Origin of the sequence: Verrucosispora sp. WMMA2121, from assembly GCF_027460185.1 — a bacterium.
GTDB classification, from domain to species: domain Bacteria; phylum Actinomycetota; class Actinomycetes; order Mycobacteriales; family Micromonosporaceae; genus Micromonospora; species Micromonospora palythoicola.
The window spans coordinates 406,486-418,763 of record NZ_JAPZBH010000004.1 but is presented as its reverse complement, the minus strand read 5'-3'; the positions used below and the strand labels follow the sequence as shown (position 1 = coordinate 418,763).

The following is a 12,278-nucleotide window of genomic DNA, read 5'->3' as shown; positions in this document are numbered from 1 at the left end:
CGTCGAGGTGAACCGGCGGCGCGGGACCCCCCTCGGCACCCCCCGCTACGGCATCCGGCGCGACGGCGCGCGCCCCGCCCTGGCAGAAGCACTCGTCAGGAAGGGACAGCACTGCGATGTCCACCATGCGCACCACCCGCCACCCCGCACGGTGGTCCACCAGCGCTTCGGCGCTGCTCCTGGTCGTCACAGTCGGCACCGTCGCCATCGCCGGCCCGACCCCGGCCCGCGCCCACCCCATCGTCGCCAGCGACTTCCAGCAGGTCACCCTCGCCAAGGGCGTGGCCGAGGTCGGCGAACCGATGACCCTCGCGGTGCTGCCGGACCGCTCGGTCCTGCACACCGCCCGCAACGGCACCCTGCGCCGCACCGACGCGGCCGGCACCACGACGGTGATCGGCACCGTCCCGGTCTACACCCACGACGAGGAGGGCTTGCAGGGCATCGGCGTCGACCCGAACTTCGCCAGCAACCGGCACATCTTCCTCTACTACGCGCCGCCACTGTCCACCCCGAGCGGGGACGCCCCGGCCACCGCCAGCGACTTCTCCGCCTGGCAGGGGGTCAACCGACTCTCCCGGTTCACCCTCAACGCCGACTTCACGCTGAACCAGTCCAGCAAGGTCGACGTCCTCGACGTGCCCGCCGACCGGGGCATGTGCTGCCACGTCGGCGGCGACATCGACTTCGACGCGGCGGGCAACCTCTACCTGTCCACCGGCGACGACACCAACCCGTTCGACTCGGGCGGCTACTCGCCGCTGGACGAGCGCACCAACCGCAACCCGGCGTACGACGCGCAACGCAGCGCCGCCAACACCAACGACCTGCGCGGCAAGATCCTGCGGATCAAGGTCAACGCCAACGGCTCCTACTCGATCCCGGCCGGCAACATGTTCGCCCCCGGCACCGCCCGGACCCGCCCCGAGATCTACGCGATGGGCTTCCGCAACCCGTTCCGGATGAGCGTCGACAAGGCGACCGGCGTCGTCTACGTCGGCGACTACGGTCCGGACGCGGGTTCCACCTCCGCACGCGGGCCCAGCGGGCAGGTCGAGTTCAACCGGGTCACCGGCCCCGGCTTCTACGGCTGGCCGTACTGCACCGGCACCAACACCAGCAACGAGACGTACGCCGAGTGGAACTTCGCCAACGGCACCGCCGGTCCGAAGTACAACTGCACCGGCGGCGCGACGAACAACTCGTTCCGCAACACCGGCCTGACCACCCTGCCGGCCGCCAAGCCGTCCTGGATCCGCTATGCCGGTGACGCCGGCAGTCCGCCGGAGTTCGGCGGCGGCTCCGAGTCGCCGAGTGGTGGCCCGGTCTACCGCTACAACGCGGCGTCGACGTCGACCACCAAGTGGCCGCAGAGCTTCGACGGGCTCTTCTTCGCCGGTGAGTTCGGCCGAGGCTGGATCAAGCCGATCCACGTCAACAGCGACGGCTCGGTGGGCGCCATCGACGCGTCGTTCCCGTGGAACGGCAAGCAGGTCATGGACATGGCCTTCGGCCCGGACGGTGCGCTCTACGTGCTGGACTACGGCACCGGCTACTTCAACGGCGACGCCAACTCGGCGCTCTACCGTTACGACTACGTCGCCGGAGGCAACCGGGCACCCACGGCGGTCGCCTCGGCGAACCGGACCTCCGGGGTCGCCCCGTTGAGCGTGAACTTCTCCTCGGCCGGGTCGTCGGACCCGGAGGGCGGGGCGTTGACCTACTCGTGGGCGTTCGGCGACGGCACCACCTCCACGGCGGCCAACCCGAGCAAGACCTACACCACCAACGGCAGCTACACCGCCACCCTGACCGTCCGCGACCCGCAGGGCGCCACCGGCACCGCCAGCGTGCAGATCCGGGTCGGCAACACCGCGCCGACGGTCACCATCAACGGCCCGGTCAACGGATCGCTGTTCTCCTTCGGCGACACCGTGCCGTTCAGCATCACGGTGACCGACCCGGAGGACGGCACGATCGACTGCACCAAGGTCAAGATGACCTACGTGCTGGGCCACGACAGCCACGGCCACCAGATCACCTCGCGCAACGGCTGCTCAGGCTCGATCACGATCCCGGTGGACGGGGAGCACGACTACGCGGCGAACATCTTCGCCATCTTCGACGCCGAGTACACCGATGCCGGCGGGCTCACCACGCACACCCAGCACACCCTCCAGCCCCGCAGCCGGCAGGCCGAGCACTACAAGACCTCCGCCGGCATCGCCACCTTCGACAAGGCGGCCGCCGAGGGCGGCAAGACCGTCGGCAACATCAACAACGGCGACTGGATCGCGTTCGAGCCGTACCGGATCAACAACGTGACGTCGTTCAGCGCCCGGGTCTCCTCGGCCGGCTCCGGCGGCACCCTCCAGGTACGCGCCGGCTCGGCCACCGGCACCGTGCTCGGCTCGGCCACCGTCCCGGTCACCGGCGCCTGGGACACCTTCACCACGGTCAACGGCACCATCAGCAACCCGCCGTCCGGCACCACCACGCTCTACCTGACCTTCGCCGGCACCGGGACCGGCTCGCTCTACGACCTGGACTCGTTCACCTTCACCACCGGCAGCGGTGGCACGGGCGGAACCGGTCCGATCGTCGGCCTGGGCGGTAAGTGCCTGGATGTGCGCAACGCGGCGACGGCCGACGGTACGCAGATCCAGATCTACACCTGCAACGGTACGGCCGCGCAGACGTGGACGGTGACGCCGAACTCGACGATCCGGGCCTTCGGCAAGTGCCTGGACGTCGACGGTGCCGGCTCGGCGGACGGCACGAAGATCCAGTTGTGGACCTGCAACGGCAGTGGTGCCCAGAACTGGGCGGCGCAGTCCAACGGCACGTTGCGTAACCCGAGTTCGGGCAAGTGCCTGGACGTGTCGAGCAACAGTTCCGCCGACGGGCAGGCCGTGCACCTGTGGACCTGCCACACCAACGCGAACCAGCGCTGGGTCCTGCCCTGATCAGAGGAGGGGCCCCTGGTCAACGCCTAGGGTAGGAAACAGGGGCCCCTCCTGACACCACCAATCGTTGGGAGAGCGACATGCGCAGACTCCTCCGAACCACCGTCGGCCTGGCCACCGCCGCCCTCGCCGTACTCGCCTGCACCACCCCGGCCACCCCGGCCAGCGCCGCCGACGCCCCGTACGACGTGCTGGTCTTCTCCAAGACGGCCGGCTTCCGGCACGACTCCATCGCGGTGGGCACCCAGACCATCCGCGACCTGGGTGCGGCGAACAGCTTCACCGTCACCGCGACCGAGGACGCCGGCGTCTTCACCACCGGCAACCTCGCCCAGTACGAAGCGGTGATCTTCCTCAACACCACCGGCGACGTGCTCAACAACAGCCAGCAGAGCGCCTTCGAGTCGTACATCGGCGCCGGTGGCGGCTACGTCGGCGTGCACTCCGCCGCCGACACCGAGTACGGCTGGTCCTTCTACGGCAACCTGGTCGGCGCGTACTTCCGCTCCCACCCGGCCATCCAGCAGGCCACCGTCCGGGTGGAGAACCGCGCCCACGCGGCCACCGCCCACCTGCCGCAGAACTGGGTCCGCACCGACGAGTGGTACGACTTCCAGAGCAACCCCCGCGCCAACGCGCGGGTGCTGGCGAACCTCAACGAGTCGACGTACTCGGGCGGGGTGATGGGCGCCGACCACCCGATCGCCTGGTGCAAGACGTACAACGGCGGCCGGTCCTTCTACACCGGCGGCGGCCACACCCAGGCGTCGTACGCCGAACCGGCGTTCCGGGCGCACCTGCTCGGCGGCATCCGGTACGCGGCCGGCCGCACCAAGGCCGACTGCCGGCCGGAGACCGGCTACACCACCCTCTACAACGGCTCGACCAGCGGCTGGTCCCAGGCCGGTCCGGGCAGCTTCAGCAACTCCGACGCCACGCTGACCTCGGTCGGCGGGATGGGGCTGTTCTGGCACAGCGCCAAGCAGTTCACCAACTACTCGCTAAAGCTCGACTGGCGGGTGGCCGGTGACGACAACTCCGGGGTCTTCATCGGCTTCCCACCGTCGAGCGACCCGAACTCCGCCATCAACAACGGCTACGAGGTGCAGATCGACCCCACCGACGCCGCCGATCGCACCACCGGCGCGGTCTACGGCTTCAAGTCCGCCGACCTCGCCGCCCGGGACGCCGCGCTGAACCCGGCGGGGGAGTGGAACACCTACGAGCTGCTGGTGGAGGGGGAGCGTCTCCAGGTCTTCCTGAACGGCGCGAAGATCAACGACTTCACCAACACCGACCCGGTCCGGTCGCTGGCCGGGCACATCGGCATCCAGAACCACGGCACCGGCGACGACGTGTCCTTCCGCAATATCCGGATCAAGGAACTCGGCGGCTCGAACCCGCCGCCGGGCGGTGACGTCCGCACCGGCCGGATCACCGGGTTGGCCGGTAAGTGTCTGGATGTGCGTAACGCGGGTACGGCCGACGGTACGCAGATCCAGATCTACACCTGCAACGGTTCGGCGGCGCAGACGTGGACGGTGACGCCGAACTCGACGATCCGGGCGTTGGGCAAGTGCCTGGACGTCAACGGTGCCGGCTCCGCGGACGGCACGAAGATCCAGCTCTGGACCTGCAACGGCAGCGGTGCGCAGAACTGGTCGGCGCAGTCCAACGGCACGTTGCGGAACCCGAACTCGGGCAAGTGCCTGGACGTGTCGAACAACAGTTCCGCCGACGGGCAGGCCGTGCACCTGTGGACCTGCCACACCGGCGCCAACCAGCGCTGGGTGCTGCCGTAACCGGGTAGCTTCACCGCCCCGGTGCGACGGTCACCCCGTCGCACCGGGGCTCTTTCGAACCGCCCGCGACCCGCCTAGAGTGAGAGACGGCGACCGCGAGGTGGCCGGTGAGTCGACGGGAGGCGCAACCCGTCGGCCCCAGGCGCGAACGCGTCCACCGGCGCACCGTCGAGGCCGTCACCCATCCGGTCATCCCTCGCCCCGGTCCCGCAGGAAACGGAATCCCCAACACGACAGGGGAAAAGGACACATGGCGCGACCGATCACGCTGTTCACCGGCCAGTGGGCCGACCTTCCGTTCGACGAGGTGTGCCGGCTCGCCGCCGAGTGGGGCTACGACGGCCTGGAGATCGCCTGCTGGGGCGACCACTTCGAGGTCGACAAGGCCATGGCCGACGACTCGTACGTCGAACGCAAGCGGGAGACGCTCGCCAAGCACAACCTCCAGGTCTTCACGATCTCCAACCACCTGGTCGGCCAGGCGGTCTGCGACCACCCGATCGACGAGCGGCACCAGGGCATCCTGCCCGCCCGGATCTGGGGCGACGGTGAGCCCGAGGGGGTACGCCAGCGGGCCGCAGAGGAGATCAAGGACACCGCCCGCGCGGCGGCGAAGCTCGGCGTGGACACCGTCGTCGGCTTCACCGGCTCGTCGATCTGGCACACCCTGGCGATGTTCCCGCCGGTGCCGCCGGAGATGATCGAACGCGGCTACCAGGACTTCGCCGACCGGTGGAACCCGATCCTCGACGTCTTCGACGAGGTCGGGGTGCGTTTCGCCCACGAGGTGCACCCCAGTGAGATCGCGTACGACTACTGGACGACGAAGCGGACCCTGGAGGCGATCGGCAACCGGCCCGCGTTCGGGTTGAACTGGGACCCGTCGCACTTCGTCTGGCAGGAACTCGACCCGGTCAACTTCATCTTCGACTTCGCCGACCGGATCTACCACGTCGACTGCAAGGACGCCAAGGTGCGTACCGGTGACGGCCGTCGCGGCCGGCTGGCCTCGCACCTGCCCTGGGCGGACCTGCGCCGAGGCTGGGACTTCGTCTCCACCGGCCACGGTGACGTGCCGTGGGAGGACTGCTTCCGGGCGCTGAACGCCATCGGCTACTCCGGCCCGATCTCCATCGAGTGGGAGGACGCCGGGATGGACCGGCTGGTCGGCGCACCCGAGGCGCTCCAGTTCGTCCGCCGGCTCGCCTTCGACGCGCCGTCGGCCGCCTTCGACGCGGCCTTCAGCAGCAAGGACTGAACGCCTCCGGGGGCCGGCCCGCAGCCGGCCCCCGTGGTCAACCGGCGCTGAAGACGTGCTCGCTGGCCAGGTACGCCGCGCCGACCACGGCGGCCCGACCCGCCAGGTCGGACAGGACGATCGGCATGGTGCCGGTGGCCAGCGGCGCCGACCGTCGGTAGACCACGCCACGGATCTCGGCGAGCAGCAGGTGGCCGAGTCCGTCCGGTGCGCCGCCGATCACCACCATGCCGGGGTTGAAGAAGCTGACCAGGCCCACCAGCACCCGACCGAGCCGACGGGCGGCGTCGCGGACGAGGAGCTGGGTGGCCGGATCCCCGGCGGTGGCGGCCGCGACCACGTCCGCGACGGTGAGCGAGCCCGTCTCGGCGACGCGCGCGGCCAGCACCGGGGAGCGGTCCGACCGGGCCACGGCCAGCGCCGCCCGGACCAACCCGACTTCGCCGCAGTACGCCTCGAGACAACCGGTCTCCCCACAGGCGCAGGGCGGCCCTTCCTCGCCGAGCGGTAGGTGCGCGATGTCGCCCGCGCTACTGGTCGCGCCCCGGTAGAGCGATCCGCCGAGCACCAGCCCGCAGCCGAGCGCGGTACCGAGCTTCACGTAGAGGAAGTCCTCGACGGTACGGCCGATGCCGGCGTGCCGCTCGCCGAGAGCGAGCACGTTCGCGTCGTTGTCGACGAGCACCGGGCAGCCCAGTTCGGCGGCGAAGGCGTCCCGGACCGGAAAACGCTGCCACCGAGGCAGGACGGCCGGTGCGGTGGAGGTGCCGCCGTCGACCGGCCCGGGAAGGGCGACACCGACCCCGGTGAGTTCGGTGACGCCCAGCTCGGCGCGGAGCTTGTCGACCAGCTCGATGGCCCGGCCGATCACCGGTTCCGGCCCGTCGCGTACGTCCGCGACCTCGCTGGTCTCGGTCAGCACGTTCAGCTCGCCGTCGGTGACGGCGACGGTGACCCGGTCGGTGGCGACCACCACGCTGGCGAAGCGCACGCCGCCGGAGAGGCGCAGCAACGACGACCGGCGCCCGCCCCGGGACGCCGCCGGCCCGGCGGTTTCGACGAGCCCGCGGGCGACGAGCCCGTCCAGTTCGGTGGTGAGGGCCGTCCGGGACAGGCGCAGCAGGTCACCCAGCTCCACCCGGGACCGGGGGCCCTCGTCCCGCAGCAGCCGGACCAACCGTGCCTGCTGCGGATTCTCCGGCCGGACCAGGGCCATCTCGACCACCTCCGGACGAAGTGTTCCACGCCGGTGTTTCGGACCAGTGGCCAACCGAAGCCGACAGCGTCAACGCCTGGCCGCGTCGGTCTGCCGCCGGGCGGGCGTACGGACGGGCCCGGTCACCGAGGTCGGTGGCCGGGCCCGTCCGAGGTACTCAGAGCGTGTGCCGCTCAGAGCGTGCTGCCGTTGGCTCCGGTACCGGTCGGCTTGGTGCGGGGGGTGGTGGACGTCGAAGCGGAGCTCGACGTGCCGGAACCCGACTTGCTGCCGGCCGTGGCCGGCGTACCGGCGAACGTGTCGTCGGCCGGGGTGAGCGCTTCCTTGCCGTTGGAGTTCAACTTCTCGCCCAGCTTGGAGTTGCCGAGCTTGTCCTTGCCCTCGTGGTAGAGGCGGTTCGCCTGGGCCTGCGCGACCCCGGCCGCCTCCTGGACGGTCGGGTGGTCGAGCACCTTGCGGCCCCGGACCACCAGCTCCTCGTACTTCTCCCGGCCGGCACGGGCGCCCAGGACGAACCCTGCAGCCAGCCCGCCAAGGAACATGATCTTTCCGCGCATGGCGGCTCCTTTCGTACCTGACGCGCCGTCGTCCCGCTCCCGGGAGGCCCGGTGGCGGGACTGATCGATTCGCGCCTGCGTCCTGTCGTCGGCAGCTAACTACCCATCCTGCTCTCCGCTCATACCTCCTTGTGCCAGGATGACGATTTGTCTGGTAAACGGCCACCGGCCGGCTCGGTGATGGCCGATGAACCCCCTGGACCAACACCCCCCGACGTCCTGTACTCTTGTGCCCGGCGCGCGGTGCGGAGCGATCCGCTCCGGGCGTTGTTGCGGTCCCCCGTAGCTCAATTGGCAGAGCAGCCGGCTGTTAACCGGCAGGTTTTTGGTTCGAGTCCAAACGGGGGAGCTTCACTGCTCACCAGGACGCCCACCGGCCCGAACCGGTGGGCGTCGGCCGGACCCAGCCGACCGGGGTCACCCCGGATCTTCGCAAGGCGGCACCAGGCCAACCGGTCTACGCTGGTACCCGATGTCCACTGACACCGACGTGGTGATCGTGGGCGGCGGTCTCGCCGGCCTCGCCGCGGCTCGCCGCCTGCACCGCGCCGGCGTGCCCTGGCGGCTGGTCGAGGCCACCGACCGGCTCGGTGGTCGGGTCGCCACCGACGCCGTCGACGGATTCCTGCTCGATCGTGGATTCCAGGTCCTCAACACCGCCTACCCCCGGCTGGGCGCGCTGCTCGACGTGGACGCTCTCGACCTCGGCTACTTCGTCCCGGGAGTGCTGGTACGCAAGGGCGGTCAGCTGCGGCGACTGGTCAACCCGTTGCGCGAGCCCGCCGGTGGTCCGGGCACCGCTCTGGCCCCCGTCGGCTCCCTGCCCGACCGGCTGCGCTTCGCCGCTCTCGCCGCGAGCTACGCCACGCTGCCCCCCGAACGTCTGCTCGCCCGGCCCGAGACCACCGCCGAGGCGGCGCTGCGCCGCGCGGGCCTCTCCCACGCGATCATCGAGGACCTGCTCCGTCCGTTCCTCTCCGGCGTGCTGCTCGACCGGGAACTGGCCACCTCCAGCCACGTCCTGGCGATGGTGCTGCGCTCGTTCGCCCGGGGCCGGGTCGGCCTGCCCGCCGACGGCATGGCGGCGCTGCCCCGGGCCGTCGCCGCGCCGCTGCCGACCGGGCTGCTGGAGCTGAACACCGCCGTCGCCGAGGTGGCACCGGGTCGCGTCCGGACCACCGCCGGCGAGTTGCGCTGCCGGGCCGTCATCGTCGCCGCCGACCCGCCCGCCGCCACCCGGCTGCTGGACCTGCCCCCGGTGCGCATGCACGCATACACCACCTTCTACCACGCGGCCACCGAGCCACCGTTGGACGAGCCGATCCTGCTCCTCGACGGCGACCGCCGCGAGATGATCGCCAACACGGTCGTGGTCAGCCACGCCGTGCCCGGCTACGCGCCCACCGGCCGGCACCTGATCGCCACCTCCGTGGTCGGGCCGTCGGTACCGACCGAGCCGGCCGTGCGGCTGGAACTGACCCGGCTGTACGGGCGGCCCACCGCCGACTGGGCGCACCTGACCACGGTCACGATCCCCGCCGCGCTGCCCGCCGCGCCGCCGCCACAGGGCCGGCTACGAAAGCCGGTGGGGCTGGGAAACGGACTGTTCGTCGCCGGTGACCACCGCGACAGCCCGTCCATCCAGGGGGCACTCGCCAGCGGCTGGCGCACCGCCGGAGCCGCCCTGCGGCACCTGCGTCAGCACTGAGAATTCGGGGTCACCGACGCGAAGATGATCACCTATGATCCTCGCCATGCCCGCACCCCTCCCGCCGCCGGTTCTCGACGCCGCGGCGGCGTACCCCCAGGTGGCCGCCGCCCGTGGCGCGCTGGCCGCCGGTGACTGGCCGGCGCTGCGCGCCCTCGTCGACGCCCAGGACGCTTACGGTCGGACGGTCCTCGTGGGCGAGGTCGGTGACACACCGGACGCCGAGCCGCTCCTGCGGAAGGCACTCGCCGAGCGACCGGACGACCCGGTGGCCGCGGCCATGCTGGGGGCACACCTGATCCACGCCGGATGGCGGATCCGGACGGCCAGCCGGGCGCAGGACGTCAGCCGGGAACAGTTCGCCCAGTTCTTCGATCATCTGCGTCGGGCCGAGCAGATCCTCATCGAGGCCACCGCCCGTCACCCGCAGGATGCGGCAGCCTGGACCCAGCGGGTCACCAGCGCCCGCGGCCTGCAACTCGGCCAGGCCGAGGCCCGGCGCCGCTACGACCGGCTCGCCGCCGCGCACCCGCACCACCTGCCGGCACAGGGTTCCCTGTTGCAGCAGTTCTGTCCCAAGTGGAGCGGCACCTGGGACAAGACGCACGCCTTCGCCCGTGAGTGCGCCGACGCCGCGCCGGCCGGCGCGCCCAACGCCGTCCTCATCGTCGAGGCGCACCTGGAACAGGCTCTCGACCACGGCAACCTGTCCGCCGCCGGTGAGTTCCTCCGCGGACAGCGGGTACGCGCCGAGATCCACGACGCGGCCCAGCGCTCCGTCTGGCACCGCGAGTTCCGCCACGGCTGGGGCTGGGTCCAGGTACGCAGCACCTTCGCCCTCGCCTTCTGCCTCATGCAGGAGTGGACACCGGCGGCGCAGCAGTTCGCCGCCCTCGGACACCTCGGTGACGAGTCGATGTTCGGCTACTTCGGCGACGCGGTGCGGCAGTTCCAGCGGTTCCGCGACAAGGCGTACGCGAAGGGTGGACGGCCGTGATCCAACACCTGGAGACCGACGGGGTGCCGACCCTGCTCGCCCCCACCGGCGGGTCGATGCGCGCCGGGCTGACCTTCCGGGTCGGCACCGCCGACGAGACGCTGGCCCGCCACGGCATCACCCACCTGCTCGAACACCTCGTCCTCGCGCCGCTGGGCAGCGCCGACTACCACTTCAACGGCGCCACCGGACCAGTCTTCACCACCTTCCACATGCAGGGCTCGGCGGCGGACATCGCCACCTTCCTGACCTCCGTCTGCGCCAACCTCACCGACCTGCCCACCGCCCGGCTGGAGGTGGAGAAGGACATCCTGCGCACCGAGTGGAGCAGCCGGGGAGGTTCGGCGATCGACGACATCCCGTTGTGGCGTCACGGTGCCCGCGACCACGGGCTCAGCAGCTACCCGGAATGGGGGCTGAGCGGGCTCACCGCCGAGGAACTGCGCCAGTGGGCCGCACGCTGGTTCACCCGGGAGAACGCGGTGCTGTGGATCGCCGGTGACCGGGTGCCCGAAGGGTTGCGGCTGGACCTGCCCACCGGCACCCGGCAGCCGGTGCCGGCCGCCTCGTCGGCGCTGCCGACCACCCCGGCGTACTTCGTGCACGGCTCGCGGGCGGTGGTGCTCGACGCCGTGGTGCGGCGTCGGGCCGCCGCTACCGTCTTCGCCGAGGTGCTGGAGCGCGAGCTGTTCCGGGCGCTGCGCCAGGACGCCGGGCTCTCCTACACCATCAACACCGGCTACGAACCGCGCGGCGACGGGCACGCCCACCTGCGGGCCCTCGCCGACGCCCTCGCCGAGAAGCAGGACGCGGTCGTCGGCGGGTTCATCGACGTGCTGGCCAAGCTGCGGATCGGACGGATCGAGCAGAGCGACCTGGACGCCGCGGTGGCCAAGCGGGTCGACATGTACGCCACCGCGGAGTTCGACGCCGCGCGGCTGCCCGCGTACGCCTTCAACCTGCTCACCGGCGAACCGAACCACACGATCGACGAGCACCTCGCCGAACTCAAGGCGGTCACCGTCACGGACCTGCACGAGGTCGCCCAGGAGGCGTACGCTTCCGCACTGCTGATGGTGCCGGACGGAACCCGCGCCGACTGGGCGGGCCTCACCGCCGCGCCCACCTCGTCGGAGTCGGCCGTGTCAGGCACCACCTACCACGCCCGTGACGACGACGGTCGGCTGCTCGTCGGCACCGAGGGGGTCAGCCACGTCGGTGCCGGCGGCACCCTCACCGTCCGGTACGCCGACTGCGCCGCGATGCTCGCCTGGCCCGACGGCGCCCGGCAACTCATCGGCCACGACGCGATCGTGCTGCACATCGAGCCGACCCTGTTCGACACGCATCCGGCGGCGATGAGCGTCATCGACAGCGGGGTGCCGATCGACCGGCAGATCACCATGCCGCCCCGCGACCCGGAGAACATCCCGCAACCGCGTGCCCTCCGCGAGGCCCGTGCGTACCTGGCCCGGCCGAAGCGGGCCGGGTGGGAGATCCTGCTGATGGTGCTCAGCGGCCTCGCCACGCTTGTGGTGGGTGGGTTCACCCTGCTGCTCACCATCGGCATGTTCATCAGCCCCACCGCCGAGGAGGACGTCGCCGTACTGTGGGGTGCGGTCGTGATCGGCTGGCTGCTCGCTGTTATCCTCGCGTTGCCCATCGTGCTGCTGAGGCGAAGGGGACGCCGGTGAGGGAAGGCCGTCGACGCTGAATCCCTTCCGAGCGGTCCGGTCCGTTCGGACCGCACCGCAATGTCGGGAAGGTGCGTTGG

The 12,278-nt window shown here is 71.0% G+C and carries 8 protein-coding genes and 1 tRNA gene; 7 read left to right on the top strand and 2 right to left on the bottom strand.

Translation table 11 applies throughout. The features are described from left to right. The first annotated feature begins 125 nt into the window (after window positions 1-125). The 3 genes from O7605_RS02545 (at window position 126) to O7605_RS02535 (ending at window position 6,026) form a co-directional block, all read left to right on the top strand. The gene (locus O7605_RS02545) at window positions 126-2,966 is read left to right on the top strand and encodes a PQQ-dependent sugar dehydrogenase (protein WP_269737720.1); all 2,841 of its coding nucleotides are present in this window, start codon (window positions 126-128) and stop codon (window positions 2,964-2,966) included. 80 nt (window positions 2,967-3,046) lie between these two features. Continuing rightward, the gene (locus O7605_RS02540) at window positions 3,047-4,768 is read left to right on the top strand and encodes a ThuA domain-containing protein (protein WP_269737719.1); all 1,722 of its coding nucleotides are present in this window, start codon (window positions 3,047-3,049) and stop codon (window positions 4,766-4,768) included. Between the two features lie 250 nt (window positions 4,769-5,018). After that, entirely contained in the window at window positions 5,019-6,026 is a 1,008-nt protein-coding gene (locus O7605_RS02535) for a sugar phosphate isomerase/epimerase family protein (protein ID WP_269737718.1), read from the top strand. Window positions 6,027-6,063: 37 nt separating this feature from the next. Here O7605_RS02535 and O7605_RS02530 read toward each other — a convergent pair whose 3' ends face one another. Both O7605_RS02530 and O7605_RS02525 read right to left on the bottom strand, forming a co-directional pair. Continuing rightward, window positions 6,064-7,242 (bottom strand): ROK family transcriptional regulator, encoded by a 1,179-nt coding sequence (locus O7605_RS02530; protein ID WP_269737717.1) that lies wholly within the window; start codon window positions 7,240-7,242, stop codon window positions 6,064-6,066. A 173-nt stretch (window positions 7,243-7,415) separates the two neighbouring features. Then, window positions 7,416-7,799: a hypothetical protein gene (locus O7605_RS02525; RefSeq protein ID WP_269737716.1), complete on the bottom strand. Its 384-nt coding sequence runs from the start codon at window positions 7,797-7,799 to the stop codon at window positions 7,416-7,418. Window positions 7,800-8,075: 276 nt separating this feature from the next. Between O7605_RS02525 and O7605_RS02520 the strand changes: the two genes are divergently transcribed. The 4 genes from O7605_RS02520 (at window position 8,076) to O7605_RS02505 (ending at window position 12,198) form a co-directional block, all read left to right on the top strand. Continuing rightward, a tRNA-Asn gene (locus O7605_RS02520) sits at window positions 8,076-8,148 on the top strand. A gap of 123 nt (window positions 8,149-8,271) precedes the next feature. Further along, the gene (locus O7605_RS02515) at window positions 8,272-9,507 is read left to right on the top strand and encodes an NAD(P)/FAD-dependent oxidoreductase (RefSeq protein ID WP_269737715.1); all 1,236 of its coding nucleotides are present in this window, start codon (window positions 8,272-8,274) and stop codon (window positions 9,505-9,507) included. 46 nt (window positions 9,508-9,553) lie between these two features. After that, window positions 9,554-10,504 carry a tetratricopeptide repeat protein gene (locus tag O7605_RS02510; protein ID WP_269737714.1) on the top strand — a complete coding sequence of 317 codons (951 nt, stop codon included), beginning with the start codon at window positions 9,554-9,556 and terminating at the stop codon, window positions 10,502-10,504. Then, entirely contained in the window at window positions 10,501-12,198 is a 1,698-nt protein-coding gene (locus O7605_RS02505) for an insulinase family protein (protein WP_269737713.1), read from the top strand. Before O7605_RS02510 ends, O7605_RS02505 begins: the two co-directional genes overlap by 4 nt. Window positions 12,199-12,278: the final 80 nt, after the last annotated feature.